18 protein-coding genes are annotated in these 25525 nt (G+C 43.6%); 11 read left to right on the top strand and 7 right to left on the bottom strand.

The features are described 5' to 3' along the window. Nucleotides 1–219 precede the first annotated feature (219 nt). Genes RBI_RS00395 through RBI_RS00405 form a run of 3 tightly spaced genes read left to right on the top strand, consistent with a single transcriptional unit; the run spans nucleotide 220 to nucleotide 4026 of the window. Entirely contained in the window at nucleotides 220–681 is a 462-nt protein-coding gene (locus RBI_RS00395; RefSeq protein WP_038670239.1) for a GtrA family protein, read from the top strand. Between the two features lie 17 nt (nucleotides 682–698). Next, nucleotides 699–2261 (top strand): NAD(P)/FAD-dependent oxidoreductase, encoded by a 1563-nt coding sequence (locus RBI_RS00400; RefSeq protein ID WP_038670241.1) that lies wholly within the window; start codon nucleotides 699–701, stop codon nucleotides 2259–2261. 1 nt (nucleotide 2262) lies between these two features. Then, nucleotides 2263–4026 (top strand): ArnT family glycosyltransferase, encoded by a 1764-nt coding sequence (locus RBI_RS00405; RefSeq protein WP_038670244.1) that lies wholly within the window; start codon nucleotides 2263–2265, stop codon nucleotides 4024–4026. Nucleotides 4027–4153: 127 nt separating this feature from the next. Here RBI_RS00405 and RBI_RS13835 read toward each other — a convergent pair whose 3' ends face one another. Further along, nucleotides 4154–6868, bottom strand: coding sequence for a cellulase family glycosylhydrolase (locus RBI_RS13835; RefSeq protein WP_242843648.1), 2715 nt, complete (start codon nucleotides 6866–6868; stop codon nucleotides 4154–4156). 314 nt (nucleotides 6869–7182) lie between these two features. Here RBI_RS13835 and RBI_RS00415 point away from each other — a divergent pair, with 314 nt between their 5' ends. Together RBI_RS00415 and RBI_RS00420 are read left to right on the top strand one after the other, a co-directional pair. Continuing rightward, nucleotides 7183–8391: a cellulase (glycosyl hydrolase family 5) gene (locus tag RBI_RS00415; protein ID WP_038670246.1), complete on the top strand. Its 1209-nt coding sequence runs from the start codon at nucleotides 7183–7185 to the stop codon at nucleotides 8389–8391. A gap of 220 nt (nucleotides 8392–8611) precedes the next feature. Next, nucleotides 8612–9877: a cation:proton antiporter gene (locus tag RBI_RS00420; RefSeq protein WP_038670248.1), complete on the top strand. Its 1266-nt coding sequence runs from the start codon at nucleotides 8612–8614 to the stop codon at nucleotides 9875–9877. A 196-nt stretch (nucleotides 9878–10073) separates the two neighbouring features. Here the strand turns inward: RBI_RS00420 and xylA are convergent, their stop codons facing one another. Continuing rightward, nucleotides 10074–11399, bottom strand: coding sequence for a xylose isomerase (gene xylA / locus RBI_RS00425; RefSeq protein ID WP_038670249.1), 1326 nt, complete (start codon nucleotides 11397–11399; stop codon nucleotides 10074–10076). Nucleotides 11400–12495: 1096 nt separating this feature from the next. On the opposite strand from xylA, the gene RBI_RS00430 reads away from it, so the two are divergent. From RBI_RS00430 to RBI_RS00450, 5 genes are all read left to right on the top strand, one after another. Continuing rightward, nucleotides 12496–12768 carry a co-chaperone GroES gene (locus RBI_RS00430; RefSeq protein WP_022288719.1) on the top strand — a complete coding sequence of 91 codons (273 nt, stop codon included), beginning with the start codon at nucleotides 12496–12498 and terminating at the stop codon, nucleotides 12766–12768. 43 nt (nucleotides 12769–12811) lie between these two features. Beyond that, complete coding sequence (gene groL, locus RBI_RS00435; RefSeq protein ID WP_038670252.1) at nucleotides 12812–14455, top strand: chaperonin GroEL; 1644 nt, start codon at nucleotides 12812–12814, stop codon at nucleotides 14453–14455. Nucleotides 14456–14836: 381 nt separating this feature from the next. Continuing rightward, nucleotides 14837–15541 (top strand): response regulator transcription factor, encoded by a 705-nt coding sequence (locus tag RBI_RS00440; protein WP_022288718.1) that lies wholly within the window; start codon nucleotides 14837–14839, stop codon nucleotides 15539–15541. Then, nucleotides 15534–16955, top strand: a complete 1422-nt coding sequence (locus RBI_RS00445; RefSeq protein ID WP_038670254.1) for a sensor histidine kinase — start codon at nucleotides 15534–15536, stop codon at nucleotides 16953–16955. Before RBI_RS00440 ends, RBI_RS00445 begins: the two co-directional genes overlap by 8 nt. A 9-nt stretch (nucleotides 16956–16964) precedes the next feature. After that, nucleotides 16965–18275 carry a S1C family serine protease gene (locus RBI_RS00450; RefSeq protein WP_038670256.1) on the top strand — a complete coding sequence of 437 codons (1311 nt, stop codon included), beginning with the start codon at nucleotides 16965–16967 and terminating at the stop codon, nucleotides 18273–18275. A gap of 260 nt (nucleotides 18276–18535) precedes the next feature. Here RBI_RS00450 and RBI_RS00455 read toward each other — a convergent pair whose 3' ends face one another. Further along, entirely contained in the window at nucleotides 18536–19378 is an 843-nt protein-coding gene (locus RBI_RS00455) for a hypothetical protein (protein ID WP_051706215.1), read from the bottom strand. 289 nt (nucleotides 19379–19667) lie between these two features. Between RBI_RS00455 and spoVAC the strand changes: the two genes are divergently transcribed. Continuing rightward, nucleotides 19668–20114, top strand: coding sequence for a stage V sporulation protein AC (gene spoVAC, locus RBI_RS00460; RefSeq protein WP_158455015.1), 447 nt, complete (start codon nucleotides 19668–19670; stop codon nucleotides 20112–20114). A 153-nt stretch (nucleotides 20115–20267) separates the two neighbouring features. Here the strand turns inward: spoVAC and RBI_RS00465 are convergent, their stop codons facing one another. The 4 genes from RBI_RS00465 to RBI_RS00480 form a co-directional block, all read right to left on the bottom strand. After that, on the bottom strand, nucleotides 20268–20783 hold the full coding sequence (locus RBI_RS00465) for a hypothetical protein (RefSeq protein WP_242843649.1): 516 nt from the start codon (nucleotides 20781–20783) through the stop codon (nucleotides 20268–20270). Nucleotides 20784–20950: 167 nt separating this feature from the next. Further along, nucleotides 20951–22303, bottom strand: a complete 1353-nt coding sequence (locus tag RBI_RS00470; RefSeq protein WP_038670258.1) for an MATE family efflux transporter — start codon at nucleotides 22301–22303, stop codon at nucleotides 20951–20953. Nucleotides 22304–22519: 216 nt separating this feature from the next. Then, nucleotides 22520–24988, bottom strand: coding sequence for a beta-propeller domain-containing protein (locus tag RBI_RS00475; protein WP_038670260.1), 2469 nt, complete (start codon nucleotides 24986–24988; stop codon nucleotides 22520–22522). Further along, nucleotides 24988–25521: an RNA polymerase sigma factor gene (locus tag RBI_RS00480; protein ID WP_022288710.1), complete on the bottom strand. Its 534-nt coding sequence runs from the start codon at nucleotides 25519–25521 to the stop codon at nucleotides 24988–24990. Before RBI_RS00480 ends, RBI_RS00475 begins: the two co-directional genes overlap by 1 nt. Between the last annotated feature and the right edge of the window lie 4 nt (nucleotides 25522–25525).

Here is a 25525-nt window from a genome sequence, read left to right on the forward strand (position 1 = left end):
TACTTGACGAAATGAAGAAAAAGTTGTATAATATTAATTAATGCTTTATGAACTTTGTGTTTAAGCACCATGTACAAAAACAGTGTCATATATTTGTGCGAAAGATAGAATTTTGTAAAAAATAGCGACATTTTGCCTTTTTAAAACGTACTTATATATAGTAGGCTCACCTTTTTCAGTGTTGCCCACAAGAAACTTTTCAGAACGGAACATAAAAAAATGAAGATAAAACAACTTTTTTCGGGTGATACCGATAATACATTCATACAGTTTTTCAGATACGTCTTTGTGGGTGGCTTTGCCTTTGTGGTGGATTACGGCATTATGACCGCACTTGTGGAGCTTTGCCGCTTCGACCCCGTCATTGCCGCGACTATTTCTTTCGTGGCAGGACTTTTGGTGAATTATGTTCTGAGCACATTTTGGATATTCAAAAATTCAAAGATAAAAAACCGCCTTGCAGAGTTTGCGGCATTTGCCGCCGTGGGCGTTGTGGGACTTGGCATAAACGCCGCAATAATATGGTTTTTCAAGGATATCCTTGCTTCAAAGCTCTTATTCGGCACGCTTCTCCCGCAGGATAAATATTATCTTGTGGGCAAACTCGTTTCCACAGTGATAGTTTTCATATGGAACTTTGCAGGTAGGAAATTTATTATATTTGATAAAAATAAAGACTAAACAGGAGAGGATAACACATGGAAAAGGTAATTATTATAGGCGCAGGCCCAGCCGGTCTGACTGCGGCAATAGAGCTTCTTAAAAACGGCGGTGACTATGACGTGACCATACTTGAAGGCTCGCAGGCGATGGGCGGAATATCACAGACAGTGAGATATAACGGCAACCGCATGGATATAGGCGGACACAGATTTTTCTCCAAAAATCAGCAGGTCATGGATTGGTGGGCAGACCTTATGCCTTTGCAGGGCAAGCCTGCCTATGACGATAAAAAGCTAGGCCACGAAAAGCCACTTGCCGAAAACGGCCCCGACCCTGAAACTGAGGATAATGTAATGCTCGTCCGTGACAGAGTGTCGAGAATTTATTACAATAAGCACTTCTTCGACTACCCTATCTCAATGAAGCCCGAAACCATAAAGAACATGGGCTTTGTCACCACCATGAAAGCAGGCTTTAGCTACCTTTGGGCGTGCGTGTTCAAAAAGCCTGAAACAAACCTTGAGAATTTCTATATAAACCGTTTCGGAAAAGTCCTCTATTCCATGTTCTTTGAGGGATATACCGAAAAGCTCTGGGGCAGACACCCAAGCGAGATATCCGCAGATTGGGGCTCACAGAGAGTAAAAGGTCTTTCTATCACAGCTCTTTTGAAAGATATGTTCAAAAAGGTGTTCGGCACAAAGAATAAGGGCGAGGTGGAAACTTCCCTTATCGAACAGTTCTGGTATCCAAAATACGGCCCAGGTCAGCTTTGGGAAACCGCCGCTGAGAAAGTAAAAGAGCTTGGGGGAAAAATACTCACAGGCTGTCAGGTAAAGAAAATAATGTGCGAGGGCAGAAAAGTCACCTCCGTTGTCTGCGATACCGCTGAGGGCGAAAAGACCTTCACTGGTGATATCTTTATCTCCTCAATGCCTGTCAAAGACCTTATCCTCGGCATGGACGGCACAAAGCCTTGCGATACCGTCATAAAGATAGCCAAGGGTCTGCCATACCGTGACTTTGTTACCGTTGGTCTGCTGGTCAATAAGCTCAACCTTAAAAATGAAACAAATAAAACAACTCTCGGCAATATCGTCCCTGACTGCTGGATATACGTTCAGGATAAGGGCGTAAAGCTTGGCAGAATACAGATATTCAACAACTGGTCGCCTTATATGGTGGAAAAGCCTGAGGATACAGTTTGGATAGGCCTTGAGTATTTCTGTGCCGAGGGGGACGACTTCTGGAATATGTCCGATGAGGACTGCGTGAAGTTCGCCACCGCTGAGCTTGTTAAAATGGGAGTTATCTCCGAAAACGAAGTCCTCGATTCCCATAGAGAAAAGGTCAAGAAAGCATATCCTGCTTATTTTGATACATATAAGCATTTCGATACCATGATAAAGTTCCTCGATACTTTCCCTAACCTCTATTGCGTTGGCAGAAACGGTCAGCATAGATATAATAATATGGACCATTCAATGCTCACCGCCATGGAAACAGCCGATGCTATAAAGACCGGCAAAAAGAGCAGAAAAGATATTTGGAACGTGAACACAGAAAAAGAATATCACGAAGAAAAATCTGGAAACTAATATGAATAAAAAGAAAGGTGGACTTCTTCTGTCCCTGCGGAAAGACATGAACAGAAGAGCCATAAGCGACAGACGGCTTGAGGCGATCTTCCGCACCCTCAGCCGTCACCCTTATATAGTTGCAGCGTTCATATGCCTTGCACTCACAGGCTTTGGTAGCTATAGCTATAAGTTTTTAAACGGCGTCATTGTGTGTGGCGTTTTCATGATAATAGAGTTTTTCTACCTCAGACGGTTTTTGAAACAGCTCGATGACAGCGGAAAGCATACCGCAGGCTCAGTTTTGACCTTTGCAGGCAAGACCCTTTTGACCCTTGCGGCAGTGAATTATTTCGTACATACCCAGTATAAAGCGGCTTTTATCTGCTTTGCAGGACTTTGCGTCGTGCTTGTTATGTATGTCGCGTTGCTCAATAACGATAAAAAGTTCCACGACCGTGTCACCTGCCTTGCCTTGGCAGGAGCAGGCTTTGTTCTGCGCTATTCCTATGTCTTTATGTCCGACATCTATACAAGACAGAATGACGTGTGGTATTTCGGCGGCGAGGGCGGTCACGCAGGCTATATAGAGTATATCTATAATAACAACGCCCTGCCGAATTTCGACCCTACCACCCTTTGGCAGTATTATCACCCACCTCTGCATCATATCATCTGTGCGGTGTGGCTGAAATTCTGCGCCTCTGTAGGCATAGAGTATTACATGGCGTGCGAGGCTATACAAGCCTTGACCCTCTTCTATGTCTGTGCCGTAACGATAACAGTCTATAAGATATTGAGGCTCTTTGATCTTAAAGGCAAAGCCCTGACTATCCCGTTCGGTATGTGCTGTATGTACCCATATCTCGTGCTGATGTCAGGGGGAATAAATAACGACCCTCTCATGCTGTGCTTTACAGTGGGAGCAATATATTGCGTGCTGAAATGGTATAGAGAGCAGACCGCGAAGAATATCGTCAAAGCCGCCCTCTGTATCGGTCTTGGCATGATGACAAAAATATCCGTAGGGCTTATCGCCCCTGCCGTAGCCATACTTTTCTTTGTGGCGCTTGTGCAAAATCGTAAGCATATGGCAAACCGCCTGGGTCAAATGTGCCTTTTCGGTGTAGTATGCTGTCCTCTTGGTCTTTGGTGGAGCGTGAGAAACTACCTGTGCTTCGGCATAAAACCAAACTATGTCCCAAGCCTTTCAAATGCCGACGTCCAGTATATAGGCGACCTTACAGCCAAACACCGCCTTACAGACTTCAGCTTCTCACAGATTAAAATAGTCTTTGAGCAGTGGGGCGGAGAAAGCTATAAAGAGTATAACCCTACCATAGCAATGCTTAAAAACTCCATTTTTGGCGAGGGCATAAACGAAACGTTCTTCCCCGAAAACGCAATGCTCGTGCCATATGCACTTTTCTGGATAGCCTTGGTTCTTGCGGTCATAGCGTTCATCGCAATGCTCATAGTGCTTTTTGTAAAGACCGATAACGCAAGATTTACCGAAAAACTCATGCTCACAGTGGTCTATGCCACTATCTTAGGCAACTATTATAACTTCTGTATCAGATATCCTTTTATCTGCACAATGAATTTCAGATACATAATCCCTTGTATGCTCATAGGACTTATAAATATCGGACTTTTCACAGACCTTTGCAACCGCTCTGAAAAAGCCCCCTGCAAAGCCATAGTCAGCACCCTGAGCTATCTTTCTTCTGCGTTTATCGTCCTGTCCTACATAACATACTTCTTTGTGGCAAGCACCAACGGATAAAACCCCAACCCCATGCAGGGGCAAACAGCGTTCGCCCGCCTAGCTTCCCCACAAACTGAAAAATATCGCAAAAAAATACCGACCGCTCAACCCGAGCCGTCGGTATTTTCATTATGCCAATATAGCCTTATTTCTTTGTAGTGACAGTTTTTGTTGCCGACCAAGAACCGTAATACTTTGTGCCACCTACAGTTGTGTAAGATCTCACACGAACGTAATATTTCTTGTTGCCCGAAAGCTTTGAAACAGTGGTCTTGTCTGTCTTGTTGTTTGTTATAGCCACTTTCTTTGCACCAGTGAACTTTGAGTTGGTTGCATACTGAATTTCATATCCCGTAGCAGAGCCTTTTTGCGCCCAATCCACAAAGAATGCCTTTGACTTAGCCGTAAGCTTCTGTATCTCCTGCTTTGCAGGATTTATCTTGAACGTCTTTGTGATAACTCCGCCATACTTGCCCTTGCCTGTTATCTTTACAGTAGCCTTGCCAACTTTTTTGTTGTTGGAGTATGAAACTGTGTAGTCAGTGCCGTTTTTAAGAACAGTGTTTCCCACCTTTACAGTTACGTTCTGTGTAATAGCCTTTCCTGTGAACGCCTTTGTGGAAATGCCCGAAACAGTAGCCTTTGTGATGTCGTTGTTAGCTGTCTTTATGCTCTTTATATCAGACCATGCGCCGTAGTATACCTTGCCGTTTACGTTTGTGTAAGAACGAACACGAACATAATATGTCTTGTCCCCTGACAGACCGCTTACTGTCAGCGTGTCAGGCTTGTTTGCTGTCAAATGCTTTGACACTGCACCGCTCATGTTTGAGTTTACAGAATACTCAATGTCATATCCCGTTGCAGAGCCTTTCTGCGCCCAATCAATATAGAAGCCCTTGTATTTTGTTTCAAGCTTCTGTATCTGCTGTTTTGCAGGAACAATGTCGAACTTAGCGCTCAGAGAGCCTGAATAGTTGCCCTTGCCGTATACATAAACGTTTGACGTGCCAACGTTCTTGTTGTTTGAGTATGAAACTGTGTAGTCAGTGCCGCTTGTAAGCGTCCTGCCTGCTACCTTTACTGTAACTGACGGAGTAATATTGCTTCCCGTGAATGAAACGCTTGAAGCCACTGAAACTGTTCCGCCTGCCATTGCACGCTTTGTGATAGTGAAGTTCTTTGATGTGTAACCTGTGTAGTCGCCCATGCCTGTCGCGATAACAGTTGTAACGCCAACGTTCAGATTGTTTCTGTATGAGATAGTGTAATCCTTGCCTTCCTGAAGCACCTTGCCGCCAAACGTAACTGTAGCCGCAGGCTTTTTGTATGTGCCGTCATAAACATAGCTTGTTTCTGAAAGCGTAAGAAGTCCGTTGTTAAGGCTCTTCTTTGAAACAACTATCTTAACGTCCTTTGAAACGCTGTCATAACCGTTTGCAGAAGCCGTAATAGTAACATATCCTGTGCCTGTCCTGAGAGCGGTCACGTTTCCGTTCTTGTCAACAGTGCATATTGACGGAGTCGTGCTTTTGTATGTGAGAACAGCACCGCTTGTTGATGAGCTTGCGCCAATGTTCTTGCTCTGTCCCGCAACTATGGTAACGCTTGAAGAGCAGTTAAGATCTGCTTTTTTGCCGTAAGGCTTCATAAGAGCCTCGATAACGTCCTTTGCAGGGCTTGTAACAGTGTTGTTTTTTCTGTTTATGTAGCCGTGATATTCACTGTTGAGAACAATGCTGCTCCCGTTGTATACTGCAAAAGCATTGTTGTCCCACAGTACGCATGGAATGTTGTTCTTTTTTGCAAGCGCAGTGTAGTCTGTTGCCCACTTTACACGCTCCGCAGTGTTGTTCTTGTCTGTTGAGCCAAACTCGCCGATAACAACAGGTATACCCTTGTCACGGAAATTGCTTTTCAGCGTGCTGAAAAGGTCCCGAAGCTCACTCTTTATTGAAGATGTATATGTAGAGGTCGAGCCTGAACCAACATTCATTGCAAAGTTGTAAGGGCTGTAAGCGTGAACTGATACAGCGATGCGGTTTTTGTTGCCTGAGATATCTGTTGGAAGCTTGAAGCCTGAAACAGTTGCCCCGTCTATGGAAGCGTCGTAACCGGGACACATGATAAGTCTGCCCTTGTTGTTTGAGCCTGTGTTTCTTATGGTGTCAACAGCCTTCTGATTGAGCCTGTTAATGCAGTCGATAGCGTCCTTTACCTCTGACGGAATGCTCCACTTGTTGAACCACCACTCATAGCCTGTGCCAATAAGCCGAGGCTCGTTAAGGGTTTCAAATATAAGATGATAGTCATAATCCTTGAAATATTCTGCCATCTGTGACCATACGCTCGTAACAAATTTCTCAGAGCTTGAATATGCAGAAGACCTTGGATAATATCCTGCTCCCGAAGCGCTTGCAGAAGACTTTGTGTCATGATGAATATTCAAAATAACATACATATCGTTTTTGTAGCAGTAGTCAACTACTTCCTTTACTCTTGCAAGCCATGCTGAGTCGATAGTGTAGTTGTCACCCGATACGTGCTTGCCCCATGAAACAGGCACTCTCACTGTGTTGAAGCCTAAAGACTTTACCTTGTCTATAAGAGCCTGAGTTGTTTTAGGATTGCTCCACGATGTTTCCGTGTCAAGACCTGAACCGCCTGTTGCGTCAAGAGAGTTGCCCAAATTCCAGCCCAGACCCATATCCTCAAGTATGGCTTCCGTGTCAGCGTTTTTGAGAGTATCTCCCGACAATGCCTGCGCATTTATATCCCCAAGGTCAAGACCAATAAATATGGTCATTGCCATTAAAAGAGATAAAATAAAGCTCAGGTATCTTTTTGATACTGATTTCATTCTTTCCCGTCCTTTCATATATAAAATATTAACCTCATCAGTGTCTTTCATTATACCACATCTCTGTTCAAATTAGAATACGCTTATTAAACAAATAACATACATTCTTTTTGTGTATAAATCTCAAATGTTCATATTTTTAATCACTATATGAAAAATTGCCGATTATTAGAGCTAATATAATTATACAATGTTAAAATTTTAGAGGATATTATCTGCAAAAAAATCAGATCTTGCTATTGAAAATGGAGCAGTATTGTGCTATAATCAAATGTGTTCAAAACTTTAGTCCAAAGAAAGGGAAGGTATATTTTATGAAAGTTAAACAGTGGCTTGCATCATCACTTGCAGTGCTGATGCTTGTTTCGACCGTGGGCTGCGGAGATAATTCCTCAAGCTCAAAGGCTGAAAGCAAATCAAACAACAGCTCTGCCGTTGTTTCGGAAACTGCAATGCCTGAAAAGGATTATGCAACAACGACCGACGGCTCAGCGAAAGTCAAGATCGACGGAACAAAATTCATGGTGGGCGACAAGGAGCTTTGGTTCAATGGAGTGAACGCTCCATGGGATAAGTGGAACGACTTTGGCGGAGGCTTTAATTTTGAGTTCTGGCAGGATCATTTCCAGAAGCTTCACAATTCAGGCGTAAATGCCGCAAGGATCTGGATAATCTGCAACGGCGACGTTGGTATGGCTATCTCAGCAGACGGTACATTTGACGGTGCAACAACAGCTCATTGGGAGGATCTTGACAATCTGTTCTATCTTGCAGAGCAGTATCAGATCTATATAATGGCAACAGTTCAGTCCTTTGATAACTTCAAGGATCAGAACCAGAATTATCAGGCTTGGAGAACGCTCATTCAGGACAGCGACAAGACAGATATGTTTGTAGATAACTATATAGTTCCTCTCGTTCAAAGATACGGCAAGAGCGACTATTTCTGGTCTGTGGACCTTTGTAACGAGCCTGACTGGATAGTTGAAAATGAAGAGTGTGGCAAGCTTGATTGGCTCTATCTGGAGCAGTATTATGCAAAGGCAGCCGCAGCTATCCATGCAAATTCAGACGTTCTCGTAACCGTGGGCATGGGTATGATAAAGTATAACTCCGACAGCCAGCAGGGCAACAAAATATCCGACAGCGCGCTTCAGGACGTTTTGAGCGGTGATAAGTATGACAAGAGCCTTGCCTATGTTGACTTCTATTCAACTCATTGGTACACCTGGATGCAGGGAATGTGGGGATATCCTTTCAGCGAATCTCCAACAGACTTTGGCCTTGACGGTACAAAGCCTTGCGTTATAGGCGAATGCCCGGCCGTTGCAAGCGACAGCGATTTCGACATCACCTCAGCTTATGAGGACGCTTACAACAATGGCTGGAACGGCGTGTTTGCATGGAAAACAAGCGGTCAGGACGACGGCTGCGGACTGTGGCTGGATATACAGCCTGCTATAGAGAAAATGGCAGGTATCTGCGAGGATAAGATATTCCCTAACGGCAAAAAAGCTGTATAAACAAACTTTGATAAAATAATCACAAAAAGAGCCGACTTTTGCGGCTCTTTTTTGTTGCTCTTTTTTGTGAACAAATTGTGCTGTCTGTTGACTATAGTGCGGCATAATGCTATAATAAGATACGGAAAATCAATGACGATTTGCAGAGAGTAAAATGCTGTAGATCGTTATTTTTACGCATTAACGTCATATAGTGGCGGCGTGGAAAGGAAGTAAAATCATGGAAGAATACAGCTACATATTGTTTATTGCACTTATACTGCTTTCGACCAAAATTCTCGGACTTGTAACAAAGAAAATGAAGCTGCCGCAGGTAGTCGGTGCGTTGTTGGCGGGCGTAATACTCGGACCTGCTGTTCTTAATGTTGTAAAAGAAACTGAGTTCATCTCAGAACTGTCAGAAATCGGCGTTATCGTGCTGATGTTCACCGCAGGACTTACAACAGACGTTAAGGAGCTTAAAAGGACTGGTAAAGCCTCATTCATAATCGCTCTTCTTGGCGTTATCGTACCAATGTTCGGCGGACTTGGACTTGCCGCTGCAATGGGCGTAGGCAAGGGCGATAAGCTCGCCTGCTCACCATTCCTGCAGCACCTCTTCATAGGCGTTGTGCTTACTGCAACATCAGTTTCTATCACAGTAGAAACTCTGAAAGAGCTTGGCAAGCTCTCTACAAGAGCAGGTAATGCCATTCTCGGTGCGGCTATCATAGACGATATCCTTGGTATCATCGCATTGACCCTTATCACAAGCCTTGCAGATACAAGCGTTCACGTTGCAACAGTTCTTATTAAGATAGTAGCGTTCTTTGCAGTGGCTATCGGCTGTACAGTCGTTTACCATGTCGTGTTCACAAAGTGGAGAAAAAGAGATAAAAAAGACCTTAGACGTCACGTTATCATTTCCTTCGTTTTCTGCCTGCTCATGGCGTATGTAGCAGAGCTTTTCGGCGTAGCAGATATCACAGGCGCATTTGTTGCAGGTCTTGCAATTTCAAGCGAAAAGGACGTAAAGTATATCTCAAACAGATTTGAAACACTTTCGTATATGTTCCTTTCACCAGTGTTCTTTGCAAGCATCGGTCTTACAATGAACGGTATCAACATGAACGGCAAAATGGTGCTGTTTACAGTTTTGCTCCTTGCTGTGGCAATAATCACAAAGATAATAGGCTGCGGACTAGGCGCAAAGGTTTGTAAGTATACAAATCAGGAAAGCTTGCAGATAGCAATGGGTATGATCTCACGAGGCGAGGTCGCACTTATAGTAGCGGCTAAAGGACAGAAGCTTGGACTTATGGGCGACGAGGTTTTCGCACCTATCATCATCATGGTGGTTGCAACAACGATAATCACACCGGTATTCCTGAAGTTTGTGTTTAAGGATAATCATGAAGAACACGTTGAGGACGAGCTTATGAAGTCTGTTGAGGGCTTCTCACAGTATGAACAGGAGCTGCAGGAACTCTCAAGAAAAGAAAAGTAATGAAAAAAAGCAAAGAGCGGAGCAAAAAACTCCGCTCTTTTTTTGTACAAAAAATCCGCTGCCACGAATGATAGCAGATATGGGTGCAGGGGCACGCTTTCATATTTTATCACAGCGTAAAAAATGATATGGGCGGCGATAAAAAAATCCGCTGCCACGAATGATAGCGGATATGGGTGCAGGGGCACGCCCCTGCTTAAAGATTGAACATGATCTGATTGAGTACGCTCTCCAGATATTCCTGTCTGCCGCTTGAAAGTGAGTCAGTAACTTCGCCCTTCTCAACTGCATACTTCTCAAGGCTCTCCATGTCAGCCTTACCTGCAATGATGTCTGCACCAATGCCTGTTGTCCAGCTTGCATATCTGTCATCAACGAACTTGTCAAGTCTGCCGTCCTCAATGATCTTTGCAGCAGCCTTAAGACCAAGTGCAAATGTGTCCATACCTGCAATGTAGCTCAGGAAAATGTCTTCCATTGTGTATGAGCCTCTTCTTGCCTTAGCGTCAAAGTTCAGACCGCCGTTTGTGAAGCCGCCTGCCTTGAGAACTTCGTACATACAAAGTGTAGCGTCATAAGCGTTTGTAGGGAACTGGTCTGTATCCCAACCGAGCAGTGGGTCGCCCTGGTTAGCGTCGATAGAACCGAATACACCGTTATCTCTTGCAACTCTCAGCTCATGCTGGAAAGTGTGCTGGGCAAGTGTAGCGTGGTTAGCCTCGATGTTCATTTTGAAGTCCTTGTCAAGACCATATTTTCTCAGGAATCCAAGAACTGTAGCTGTATCGAAATCATACTGATGCTTTGTAGGCTCCTTTGGCTTTGGCTCGATGTAGAAATCACCAGTGTAGCCCTTTGAACGAGCGTAATCAACTGTCATCTTCATAAGTCTTGCCATGTTGTCAAGCTCCAGACCCATGTTTGTGTTCAGAAGAGTCTCATATCCTTCTCTTCCGCCCCAGAAAACGTAGCCCTTACCACCAAGTTTGATAGTAGCGTCAACTGCGTTCTTGATCTGTGCAGCCGCATAAGCGAAAACATCAGCAGAAGGTGATGTGCCTGCACCATGCATATATCTTGGGTGATCGAAGCACTTAGCAGTACCCCAAAGAAGCTTCTTAGTAGGGTCAGCAGCCATTTTTTCAGCTATGTAGTCAACTACCTCAGCAAGCTTTGCGTTAGTGGTGCCGAGATCGCCGTACTCAGGAGAAAGGTCACGGTCATGGAAGCAGAAATAGTCGATAGAAAGCTTGTCCATTATCTCGAAAGCAACATCGACCTTCTTCTTAGCTCTTGCCTCAGGAGCAGCCTCGCCCCAAGTCTTGTCAGTAGTGCCGCAGCCGAACATATCAGTGCCGTCGCCGCCCATTGTGTGCCACCATGAAAGAGCGAACTTGAGCTGTTCTCTCATAGTCTTGCCCATTACAACCTCATCTGGGTTATAGTACTTAAAAGAGAGGGGATTAGTTGAGTTTACACCCTCATACTTGATCTTTGGAATATCCTTAAAATACTCTGCCATAATTTTGACCTCCGAATATATTATTGTTTGATCTTAACGATTAAACGATTACAATACAATAATACACCAAATCGCACCCGTTTGTCAACTGTTTTTTATCAAAATTGCATATATTGATATATATTAAAATTGTGGGATAACTGCATAGACACACTATTTTTTCCCGTATTTTCATCAATATTTCTGTAATAATTTTGTGTAATAACTGCACAAATTTTGACAACTAAACTTGTGCAAACAAATGATTTATCTTTTAATTTGGCAACATTTCTGCAATTGTTGCATTTTTTATGCAACAAATTACCCCTTTTTCGGGATAAGTATAAGGGTATTATCCCAAATCGAATATCCTGCAAGGCAGCAGTGTATGAGGAAACATTTTGTCAACGTGAGTTAGGTGAACACGATGAGAGGTTCTGATCGCACAGAAAAGCACTTCCTGCACCTTGTTTGAAGCTTGAAAATTGAATAAAAATCGTACAAAACCACAAAATTACGGCAACAAAACTGTAGGGGCGAACACCGTTCGCCCGTCGAAGGAACAAGCCCGCAATTACAACACGGTTTGGCAACCGAAAAACTTGCCCACCGCACCTGTAGGGGAGCGACGCAATTCCTGTTTCACAGAAATGGGCGTCCCGTTCGGAGAGGTAACGCCGTGGTTTTGGTATCTTCGATGTTGAATTATTCGGGGTGACATTGTTGTGATAATCTCCGTTAATTCAATTGGTGAGGAATATCGGGACGCCGAGGGCGTCGTCCCCTACAATTATGGATACTGTTGATACGTATACCTCCATTGAATACATTTATTCCCACTCGAAAATCTGATTTCAGACCTGCAATACCCCACAATAAATTGTACAATATGCTTCTGAAATCAATTTTTAGCTTGATAGATATTGTGCAACCCTACAAAAATCACATAAATGACCTTAAATGACTTGAATTTTGCGAAAAAGGTGCTAAAATATAATTAGCACTCAGAAAGACTGAGTGCTAACAATCCGATCGTGAGAGTGCTGAAAACATAGATGCGACCACGAAGGATCTTAATTCAGTATATTAAAAGGTATCATAAAAGGAGGAACTTATCATGGCAATCAAACCATTGCAGGACAGAGTTGTAGTTAAGATGACAGAGGCTGAGGAAACCACAAAGAGTGGTATCATTCTCACAGGCTCGGCTAAGGAAAAGCCTGAGGTCGCAGAGGTAATAGCTGTAGGCCCTGGTAAAAAGGACGTTACTATGGGTGTTAATAAGGGCGACAAGGTGCTTATCTCTAAGTACAGCGGTACTAATGTTAAGCTGGACGGTGAAGAGTTCATTATCGTTAAAATGGACGACATTCTCGCAGTTGTTGACTAATTTCACTGCATTTTAAATAGTATATAAACGGAGGTAATTTACAATGGCTAAGGATATAATTTTTGGCGAAGACGCAAGAAAAGCTTTGCAGAGCGGTATCGACAAGCTCGCAAACACTGTTAAGATAACACTGGGACCTAAGGGCAGAAATGTAGTTCTTGATAAGAAGTACGGTGCTCCTCTTATCACAAACGACGGTGTTACTATAGCTAAGGAGATCGAGCTTGACGACCCATTCGAGAACATGGGCGCACAGCTTGTAAAGGAAGTCGCTACTAAGACTAACGACGCTGCCGGTGACGGTACAACAACAGCTACATTGCTTGCTCAGGCTCTTGTTAGAGAGGGTATGAAGAATATCGCAGCAGGTGCTAATCCAATGGTACTTAAGAAAGGTATGGATCAGGCTGTAGATACTGCTGTTGAAACTATCGTCGCTAACTCAAAGAAGATAGAAGGCTCTGAGGAGATAGCTAGAGTAGGTGCTGTTTCTGCCGCTGATGAGAACATCGGTAAGCTTATCGCTGAGGCTATGGAAAAGGTAACTGCTGACGGCGTTATCACTCTTGAGGAGTCAAAGACTGCTGAAACTTACAGCGAAGTTGTTGAGGGTATGCAGTTCGACAGAGGATATATCGCACCTTACATGGTAACAGATACAGATAAAATGGAAGCTGTCCTTGATGACGCTTACATTCTTATCACAGACAAGAAGATCTCTAACATTCAGGAAATTCTTCCACTTCTCGAGCAGATCGTAAAGGCTGGCAAGAAGCTCCTTATCATTGCCGAGGACGTTGAGGGCGAGGCTCTTTCAACTCTTATTGTAAACAAGCTGAGAGGTACTTTCACTTGCGTAGCTGTAAAGGCTCCTGGCTTTGGCGACAGAAGAAAGGAAATGCTCCAGGATATCGCTATCCTCACAGGCGGTCAGGTAATTTCATCTGAACTTGGTCTTGAACTCAGCGAAACAACTATGGAGCAGCTGGGCAGAGCAAGACAGGTAGTCGTTCAGAAAGAGAACACTATCATTGTTGACGGCGCAGGCAACAGCGACGATATCAAGGCAAGAGTTGGTCAGATCAAGTCACAGATCGAGAACACAACTTCTGATTTCGACAGAGAAAAGCTTCAGGAAAGACTTGCTAAGCTTTCAGGCGGCGTAGCTGTTATCAAGGTCGGTGCTGCAACTGAGGTAGAAATGAAAGAGAAGAAGCTGAGGATCGAGGACGCTCTGGCAGCTACAAAGGCAGCTGTTGAAGAGGGTATCGTAGCAGGCGGCGGAACAGCTCTTATCAACGCTATGCCAGCAGTTAAGAAGCTCGTTGACAAGCTCAGCGGTGACGAAAAGACAGGCGCTCAGATCGTTTACAAGGCTCTTGAAGAACCAGTTAGACAGATCGCAGTGAACGCAGGTCTTGAGGGCAGCGTTATCATAGACAAGATAATCCGTTCAAGAAAGGTCGGCTACGGCTTCAACGCTTATACTTCTGAGTATGTTGACATGATACCTGCAGGTATCGTTGACCCTACTAAGGTTACACGTTCAGCTCTCCAGAACGCAGCTTCTGTTGCTTCAATGGTGCTCACTACAGAGAGCCTTGTTGCAGACAAGAAGGACCCACAGGCTGACGCTGCTATGGCAGCCGCAGCAGCAGGTGCAGGCGGAATGGGCGGTATGTACTAATAAGCTCCCATGACTAATATCTGATATAATTTACAGCCTCCGTAGTTATCCTGCGGAGGCTGTTTGTATGGAATGGGTAATATTTTATGACATGGTTTACAAAAATCAAATAATATCCTCAATGCTTTTGTAAGTAAAATCCAAAAGTATTGATTAATTAAATTAAATATATACATATTGTTGCAGACGTCCGCTTAAAATTGAAGCAAATTATGATATTTAATAAAAAATTAAATAAATATTCACACAATGGGTTTGTGAATTTGTTATAATACTTATATCAATTTGAATAATTATTGCCTTTTGTTCAAATTTTCAGAAGTGCGAAAATTTGAAATAATGGGCATGAAAAGAAGTAAATAAACGAAAGGAAGATGAAATATGTCGCTTGGACGAGTATTGGTAGTAGACGATGATAAGAACATCTGCGAGCTGCTCAGGCTTTACCTTGAAAAGGAGGGCTATGGAGTAATACTTGCACATGACGGTGAGGAAGCAGTGGTAAAATTCAACGCTCTTAAGCCTGACATCATACTGCTTGACATTATGCTGCCTGGTATAGACGGCTGGCAGGTATGCCGTGAGATAAGAAAGAAGTCCAACGTGCCTATCATCATGATAACCGCAAAGGTAGAAACATTTGATAAGGTGCTTGGTCTGGAGCTTGGAGCTGACGACTATATCGTAAAGCCTTTCGATACAAAGGAAGTTATCGCAAGAATAAAGGCTGTTTACAGAAGAGTAGGTCAGTCATCAGGCGAAGCTGAGATAAAGGAAGTCAAGTATGACAAGCTTTCAGTTAATATGACAAGATATGAGCTGAGAGTAAACGGTCAGGTGCTTGATACACCGCCGAAGGAGCTTGAGCTTCTGTTCCACCTTGCTTCAAATCCGAACAGAGTTTATACAAGAGATCAGCTCCTTGATGAGGTATGGGGCTTTGAATATTACGGCGATTCGAGAACTATCGACGTTCACGTTAAGCGTCTGCGTGAGAAGCTTGAGGGCGTTTCTGACAAGTGGGCACTTAAAACTGTATGGGGCGTAGGATACAAGTTTGAAGTTGCTGAAACACCGCATGAGTAATCGTAAAAGCATATTCTTTAAATACTTTGTAATTTGTTCAGCAGTAATACTTATAAGCTTTGTGTGCTTAGGAACGGTATTACTGCTGGTTTCTTCAAGGTATTTTATTGATGAAAAAAAGAGCCTGTTGGAGAAAAACACCAAGGCTCTTGCTTTATATACGCAGGAAGAAATGCTGGCTCAGCCTGCCGACTGGAAAAAGTCGGTGACAGATGAGATGATGCAGTATTCAATGGCGTGCAACGCTGATTTTATCTTGTGCGACTCTACGGGAGCAGTGCTTGTGAACTCCAGTAAGGATCCTGTGTGCAGCCCTCATAATATATCTGTCCATGAGCTTGAAGCTTTTTCTGACAATTGCGAGTATGTTTATTCGGATCTCGGAGGAGCTTTCGATGCTATATATCATGTGATAGGTAAGTCGTTCAAAGCGAATGGACCTGAATATTATGTGCTTGCATTCAGCTCAAAGGCGGCTCAGGACGACTACACCTACAACATAATGGAAATATTTATAGTTTCCGCTATAATAGTTTTGGTCATAGTAATGTTTCTGGTATATTTCATGACGCTGAAGCTTACAGAGCCTATAAAGGAGATAGCGGAGGTGTCAAAGAAGATAGGAGCAGGAGATTTTTCTGTCACGCTGCCTGATTATTCTACCTCGGAGCTTGAACAGCTCAGCAACGCTTTCAACGATATGGCTGCCAGCCTGAAAAGCTATGACACCATGCGAAATAGCTTCCTTGCGAACGTTTCTCATGAGCTTAGAACGCCTATGACGTCTATAGGCGGTTTTGTGGACGGTCTGCTTGACGGCACCATACCAAAGGAGCAGGAGAGATATTATCTTAAGATAATTTCCTCTGAGGTACACAGACTTGCAAGGCTCGTAAGAAGTATGCTCAATCTTGCAAAGATCGAGGCAGGCGAGCTTAAACCTAATTTGCAGTATTTCTCTGTGCTTGAGCCTATAGTCGATACCCTTGTGACTTTTGAGCCAAGGCTTGAGGAAAAGCAGATAGAGATAAGGGGTCTTGATGTTGACAGAGTGACCCTTTATGCGGATAACGACCTTGTTCATCAGGTCATGTATAACCTCATAGAGAACGCCATAAAGTTCGTTGACAAGGGCGGTTATATAGAGTTTCACTTTGAGCCTGAGGGCAATATGACAAGCATTTCTATCAGAAACAGCGGTGAGGGTCTGTCTGAGGACGAGCTTCCGCTGGTGTTCGACAGATTTTATAAGACCGATAAGTCAAGAGGACTTGACAAGACGGGCGTTGGATTGGGACTTAATATCGTGCGTTCTATCATAAAGCTCCACGGGGGCAAGATAATGGTACGAAGCGTTAAGAACGAGTATACGGAATTTGTGTTTACGCTGCCTAACAAGGCGGAGGGCGACTAGGAGGCTCATATGGAGCAGTTTGAAGAGCAGCCTTGTCTGCATGATGAAAATGAAGATACAGCCCAAGAAACTGGGCATTACAAGCTGCCTGAGGGAGCGGTAGCCGCTCACAAGGTGGACGAAGATTTTTGGTCGGCTGTTGATTCGGCAAGAAAAAGAAGCTGCCACAGAGAGCGTATGCGCCATGCAGTTGCAAGGCTGTGCTTTATGGTGCTTTTTGTAGGCATCGGAATAGCCATATCAATAACCTCCATAAGGGGAAGCGGCTGGGTGAGAAATCTTGTTACAGGGGACGAGAAGATAAGCTTTACGCTTCCTGTGGCTGACAAGCCGAAGCTTGACGATGAATTTTATCAGGCTGACGGAAGATACACTGCCGAGGGTATCGCAAAGGGGTTTTCTCCTGCTGTGGTATCTATAGAGGTTTACAAAAATTCGGGTGGATATGTTGCGGCAGGTCAGGGCAGCGGTGTTATAATGTCTGCTGACGGATATATCGTCACAAACGCTCATGTTGTAAATGCGGCGGAGTCGGGCATAAAAGTTGTTCTAAGCGACAATTCGGAGTATGAAGCCAAGGTGGTGGGGCAGGACCCTGCCACGGATATAGCGGTGATAAAGATACAGGCGCAGGGCTTGCAGGCGGCTGAGTTCGGTGATTCAACTCAGGTGAATGCAGGGGAAGATGTAGTCGCTATCGGCTCACCGGCTGGCTATTATGGCACTGTGACAAAGGGTATCGTGTCAGGTGTGAACCGCAGGATAAGGCTTGAAAACTCGTCAACAATAATGAACTGCATACAGATAGACGCAGCCATAAACCCCGGTAACTCAGGTGGAGCACTGTTCAATATGTGGGGTCAAGTCATAGGGATAACCTCATCGAAGCTTGCTTCAAGCGATTATGAGGGCATAGGCTTTGCGGTATCTATAGACGAGGCGAAGCCTGTTATTGAGGAGCTTATGGAAAAGGGCTATGTGGCAGGCAGAGTAAAGATAGGTGTGACTTATTATGCTGTCAGCGACACCACTGCTGAGATATACGGCATAAAGCCGGGCATTTGTATTGTGTCCATAAATCCTGATTGTGACGTTGCCAACACAGACCTTGCGGAGGGCGATATTATCACGGAAATAGACGGAAAGTCCACCGCAGGAGAGGTGGATATAGCGTCGCTGTTTTCAGGAAAGCAGGCAGGAGATGAAGTCGTCTGCAAGGTATATCGCAAGACGGACAGCGGTGATGAGAAAGAGTTTGAGATAAAATTCAAGCTTATGGCGGATAGCGGCGGTCTGGTGGCAGACAGTCAGGCGGAATAGATAACAAAAGTAGATAAAAAAGAAAAAAGCTGTGGTAAGAAAGGGTACCACAGCTTTTTTCTTAGGGGATTAATAAAATATGTGATGATATTATAGAATTACTATAATACTATTATTATATATTCCCCTTAGTTTCATGTCAACATAAAAGTGTGACAGCTATTTCAAAAAAATCTGTCACACTTTTTGTCACTGGAAAGATGTATAAAAATACAAAAGAGCAGACCATATTGCGGTCTGCTCTTAGTTTTCATGAAAAATTATTCAGAAAGACCCTCGATAGAGAATGTAATCTCAAGGCTGTCCTCAAATGCAAGATTGTCCTTGTCGATAGGAGAATCCTTAGCTGTATCGCCGTAATCGTTGTAGATCTCGATTCTGTAGCAGTTGTTGTTGTCCTCGATGTTGCCATACTTAATCTTAGCTTTATCGAATGCAACTTCCTGACCGTCAGCCTTGATAGACTTAAGTTCTACCTTGAGATCGTCAGCATTGTACTTACCTGGAGTTTCCTTATCAGTCTTAGGATCGCCTGTGCCCTTGAGTTTTTCGCCGTTAAGAAGACCGATGATATCAACGCACATTACTACGCAACCCTGAGCGCCAACAGCATAGTCGCCGTCAAGAGCGATCTGTGGGTTGATGCCCTCGTCCGGATCGTCATAAGAGATAGAAGCGTTTGTGATAGAAACTGTGTACTCACCGTCGCCTGTTATGTCAGCGTCAACGCCGAATGCTTTAGTAGCTTCAGGTTCGCCCTGACCTTCCCAGTTGCCCCAGAGCCACTCTCCGTCACCGAACATAAGGAATGCATCATAGCCCTCGAATGTCTTTACAGGTGTGTAATCAGAGTCACCGCCTGTTGTCTTTGAGTCAGCTGTGCTGTCTGCTGCTACAGCAGAGTCGCCTGCTCCGCCGCCTGTTGCAGCAGAATCGGCTGCGGCTGTAGTTGTTGTTGCTGCAGTTGTAGTTGTAGTAACGGCTGTAGTTGTTGTTGCGGCAGCAGTAGAGCTTGAAGAATCAGCTGAATCGCCGCATGATGCGAATACTACTGTTGTCAGAGAAAGAGCTGTGACAGCAGCAAGAATTTTTTTAGCTTTCATTATAATAACCTCCTGAAAAAATAATGGCAGTTACACTGCCCCTAAGATAGAATATCTCTAATAAATATGATACAAAATTTTCGCATTTTTTTCAAGATACTATTTTAACAAATTTCCTTATGATAAATCGTTTACATTATACAAAACTTGTTGAAACTATATAAAAATATTAACCTTACAGCAACATATTGACCAAATTATGCGAAAAAAGTGCAGTTAAAAAAATGAATAAGCATTGATTTTTGAGGAACAATAGGTGCAAACATGATAGAAAAAAGGAGCGAAAGAAATGGATATAAATTTAAGCAAGGCGCAATACAGCGAGATGTACAAGGAGGCTTCACACGGGACTAAGTGGTGGGTGACCATACCGAAGGCGTTTTTATTTGGCGGACTTATATGCGTTATTGGGCAATCGCTTATGGATATGTATTTATATTTAGGTTTATCCAAGGATAACGCCTCAATGTCGGTATCAATAACTTTGATATTTTTATCGGCTCTTCTCACAGGTCTTGGCTGGTATGACCGCATAGCGAAGCACGCAGGTGCAGGTACGCTTGTACCCATAACAGGTTTTGCGAACTCTGTGGCGGCGCCTGCTCTTGAGTTCAAGACGGAGGGATATATTCTTGGGCTTGGGGCGAAAATTTTCATTATCAGCGGACCTGTTATTCTTTACGGCACTTTGGCTAGTGTGCTTTACGGGCTTATTTATTATTTGTTTTTGAGGTAACAAGCAGCGAGGTCTGTTTGTCGAAAAAAATGATGTTGGTGGGCTACCGAAAAATAATATCAGCGGGCGACCTCAGGTCGCCTCTACATAGAAACACCACACTGGATATGTTTTAGGCAGAATAAAAGGGCAGCGAATTTGCTGCCCTTTTTATCATACAAGTGTATCTTTATATTTCTTGCCCTCTACCACCAATATTGGATAGCCGTCAAGATACGGTTTCACGGCTTCCGGATTTTCGTCTGCATACTCAAATATCTGATCTGCCAGCTCGTTAGCCGTTTTCGTCAGCTCCTTTATGGACTTTTCATTCATAGTAGGACAGACCGGCGACAATGTTATTACCTTAGTTTCATTCAGTGCCATTACTCTCAGCGGCCATATCCTGCAGTCGAACGGTTTGTCGTCGCCTAATATACAGCCCTTCTCGTTATCCAGCATTGGGCAATAATACAGGTCTGCATTCTGTTCCTTATCCATTTTGAACAAGAAATGGTTTTCCTTCTTTATAAATTCCTGTTTAGGGGCATATTCCTGCAATATCTTGCTTGCAAGCGTTTGTGAGATATATGGTGTTTCCCATATATCATAGCTGTCAAAGCAGCAGCATATCCTGCACTTTGCACATTCCTCTTTTGACAATATTTTTGAAAGCATTTTTTCTGTCATGCCTGCCGTTTGCAGGCATTTCCCCCTTTCACGTCTATGGTATGTTAGCCACACTTTTGTGGATTGTATGTTTTTACTAATTATAACACGTTTCTTTGATAAAATCAATAGTGGCTTACTTTTTTCTACATAGGGAGCTATCTGTTTTATGTAAATTAATGAATTATTTACATTTGTTCTGCCGTATTGGGGATATTCTCTTTACGGAAGGTCTTATTTGCGGCAAAGCCTATGCCGAGCATCACTGCCATGCCTGCCCACACAAGGGGTTCGCTTATCATGATGCCGAAATATCCCATGCGTGGGGCGAGTATCATTGCCACTGCGAACTTGCCCAAAAGCTCTATTATGCTTGAAGCTATAGGTGTTATCTTATCTCCTACGCCCTGAAGTGCGTTTCTGAAAACTATTACTATGCCGAGGATAAAGTAAAATGCTGTGTTTATTTTCATGTATTTTTCCACTGTACCCACTATCTCAGGGTCGCTGATACCTGTGATAAGGTGTGCGAAAAATGGTGTGAAAAGCCATGTTGCGGCTATTACGATAACAGACCAGCCCCATGTTATGAGGGTCGCTTTTTTCACGCCCTCTTTTACTCTGTCTATCCTGCCTGCACCGTAGTTCTGGCTTGAAAAGGTTGCTGAAGCTGCACCGAAAACTGATATAGGAAGCATATAGATCTCAGATATTTTTCTTGCGGTGGTGTGGGCGACTATTATGTCAGTGCCGAAGATATTTATTGCGCCCTGCATTATAACAGTGCCGATACCAACGAGAGATATCATAAGTCCCATTGAAACTCCTGTTGCATACATATCTCCTGCGAGCTTGAAGTTAAAGCGGAAGTCGCTTTTTGATGGGATAAGGAATTTGTGTTTTTTAATGATGTATATTATACAAAGCACAACTGAGATACCCTGTGCGATAAGGGTGGCATATGCCGCACCCTCAACACCCATGCCAAATCCTAGGATAAAGAGAAGGTCAAGCCCGATATTAGCGATAGTTGATATTATAAGGAAGATAAGTGGCGAAACAGTGTCGCCGACTGCACGGAGGATACCTGCGCAGATGTTATAGAACATTGATATTATCATTCCTGCAAGGATTATGACTATGTAGGTTTTTGCCTGCTTGAAGATGTTGTCTGGCGTGTTCAACGCTCTCAGCAGTGGGTCGATAAAGGCAAGGCTGAGGGCAGTGAGGGCTATTGCCGTTGCGATACCTAGGGTAAGGGCGTGGGCAACGGACTTTTTCAGGCGGTCAAACTCTTTTGCACCGAAAAAGCGTGCTGTCACAAGGGCAAAGCCGTTTGTAAGACCGTTCAGAAAGCCTATTATGACGGTGTTCACTGATGAAGTTGCGCCAAGGGCGGCTATGGCGTTTTTGCCTAGGGTCTGACCCACGATACGGGTGTCGGCAAGATTATAAAAAAGCTGAAAAATGTTGCCAAGCAGAAGGGGCAGGGAAAACATCAATATCAGCTTTGTGATATTTCCTTTCGTTAGGTCTTTCATAATTCTTTCTCCTATTTATGTCTTATATTTATTCCTAAAACCATATTATTTTAGCACAAACAGAGTTTCAATTGGTTATATTACTGTGAACATTTATTGTACATACTATACAATTTGCGGTGGTTTTATTTGTGTGCAATAACGAAAACGTTTTAGCAAAAAAACGCCCGACAGAAATTTATCCGTCGGGTGCTAAAGGGGAAGTTTGGTGTAATGCTATTTAACTATGTCTACTCTTTCAGTGGGTTTTGAGAGATCGGCATAGCTGTATGAGCGTATCTGTCTGTCGGAGAAGATATAAATATATCCGTCCTGAACGAATGCACTGCGGTAACGATCTCTCTGGTCATTGTCGTTGACCATAGCCGTGATCTCGTCTTCGCTAGCCTGATCGAAATAATCGTCAAAATAATCTGTATATTCGTCAAGCTTTATAGTTCCATACTCGCTGAAAGTTTTGGTTTCTATGTTATATTTCATTACCAGAATTTTTTCAATAGTTTTTTCATAATAGGTATATTCCCAATTGTCGCCGTCATCGGTCTTGCCTACTGTGGTTATGTCATAGAATGGTATGGCTATATATCCGTTTTCGTTGTCTGTTATTATTGAATTTGAAAAAACAGTGCTGGCGGATCTTTGGGTCATATCCTTTCCGTCAACTGTTGTTCCCATTTCTTTCTCGTGATATTTGTATTCCTGTATAGTCTTGAAGAAGTTGAATTTCTTTACTACCTCTGTGTCATAGACCTGCACCTGATCCACTGTGCCGTTAGCATTCGCTATGCCCTTGCCGCTTGAGCCGTATAAAAGCGTTTCTTGCTTTTCTGTTTTGCTCTTGTCGAGTATCTTTACGCTGAAAGAGTCAAATGACGTGCTGTCGGTGCGCACTGCAATATCATCGTTATAGTTCGTCAGGCTGTATTGAAAAGATACTCTTGACGCTGAGTCTGACACTGCTATAATTTGATCGTCAGTTTTCACCTGAGTTATCTTGTTAGGGTCTGAGAAATCGTATGTTTCTTCAAGCTGGATATCGTTCGCTGCCTGATAAGTGTCATCCATGCTGTATGCAAATGAATATTCTCTGTAAACATACAGCATGGAATGATAGAATGTGCTATACCTTGCGCTTTCGAAGTCGATATCCTCGTATGTGAGGGTCTTTTTCACAGGGACGCCAAGGTCATTGTCAAAAAGCCACAGGGTGCAGATATTAATGCCGCTATAATAGGTATTGTGTGTGCTGATATCGTAAATGTTTGCAGAGTCGTTTGAGAACAGCGACAATCTGCCGTTATACTCATCTCCTGATATGGCGTGGCTTATATGCTCGGCGTCTGCGCCTGTGACGGTCTGGGTTTTGTTAAGCTCCATGTCGCCGCCACCGTAGTTTATTCTTGTAATAAGCGCTCTTGTTGGCACTGTGCTGTAATCATCGTCTGTTTTTTCAAAGCCATATGCTCTTAAAATATAAATGTTGTCTGTTCCCATTAAGATGCTGCTTTCACCGCAGGCGATAAGCTTTGAAGCCATGTATGAGCCTTGATTTTTTCCGTCAAAGGACGAAAGCAGGATCATGGACGGTGTATTATCTCTGGCTGTGATATACATTTCACTTTCTTCAAAAAGCTGTTTTTCACCATTGATGTATCGCACTGGTGCGATATCCTCGGGCTTTTGGTCATCTAAGAGCAGTGAAGCCGCTCGGGTGTAGCGTGACACGATGAAAAATTTTCCGTCAACTTTTCTTATGCTCTCCAGCACGCCGGGCTGTTCAAACTCGCTTATGAGCTTGATATTCTCAGGGTCGCTCACGTCAAACATGCACATTCCGCAGTATTCGATATCGAGGTTTTTCTTTCCTGCCTTCACGGGTAAGATAAAGTCGAAGAAAGCGTAAAGCTCGTTATTATCCAAATACATTGCAACAACGCTTGGAGCAAACTTACAGCCGTACTGTTCGTATTCGGCAATGTCAACAAGACCTTTTTTAAGGAAGGTTTCCGCAAAGATATCCTGTTCTGACTTTGTGATATTTCCGTTTTGGGTAATATAAACGTCGATACCGCCATTGTCAGTAATGAAATGGGCATTTCCGTAGGTTATGTTTGTTTCCAGCTCATCTATGCTGGTTGTGGGGGTGATATCCACGCCTGAGCGAGTGAGCTGTATATCAGCGGGGTTAGGGGTGAGCTGGTGATCTCTAAGTGCCTGCTTATACAAAGCCACATGGTCATCGTCATCAACAGTCAAAGTGTCGATGTTTTTGAATATATAGCTATTGTCAACTATAAAGTCCTCTATGTTTTTGCTGTTGCTATTTATATAGTTGTAAAGACCCTTATAGGTCGTTCCACGGAGGCCGTCAAGACCTGAGGCGTCAGCGGACTGTGAAGAAGCGGAATTGGGGTATTTTTTGACGAACTGGGTATTGCTGAACCTAAGCACAGCAAATCCGCCTACCACAAGGACGAAAGCCGCCACCACAGCCAGACATCTCAGGGCGTTGCTTCTGCCGCTGTTTATTTTTATCTCTGCACTATTTGGAGTATTTTCGATAACGGGTCTGAAGCCTGCCACGTCCAGCATATCTTTTATTTCCTGGGGCATGAGCTTATCAGGAATTTTGTTTGCCTGTTCCATTTGTCTGATAAGCTTTCTGCGTTTTCTTAAATTTCTCATCATGTCACCTCCTTTCCAAACAGCTTACTGCGTATTTTTGCTTTACCTCTGGATATATGGGAACGGACTGTCGTATCTTTAATACCTGTTATCTCCATTATCTCCCTGCCTTTGTAGCCTGCTATACAGTGAAGTGATATACAGAGTCTTTCCGCTTCACTGAGATCAGCAAACTCTTCTAAGATCTCGCACCGCTCGAATCCGTTTTCGTCCTTGATTATTGCGTCGCTTTCATTAATATAATCGAGGTTAGAGCGTCTTTGGGCGTATTCCTTTTGTTTTTGTTTGATCTTGGCGACCAGAATTTTGAACATCCAGCTATCGAAAGCTTCGCTTTTCCGCAGCGAGGAGATGCTCATATAGCCGTCCAGCACAGCGTCCTGCACTGCATCGGCGGCGTCCTCGGCATTTTGCAGGTTAGCGAGGGCGTAATAATAAAGCTCCTTATATATCTCTCCATAGAGCTTAGAAAAGGCGTCCGTATCGCCGTTCACCGCAAGTTCTGCGAGCTTTTTTCTTCCCTTTTTGTCCAATCTG

Source organism: Ruminococcus bicirculans (ex Wegman et al. 2014), assembly GCF_000723465.1.
Taxonomy (GTDB): Bacteria; Bacillota; Clostridia; order Oscillospirales; family Ruminococcaceae; genus Hominimerdicola; species Hominimerdicola aceti.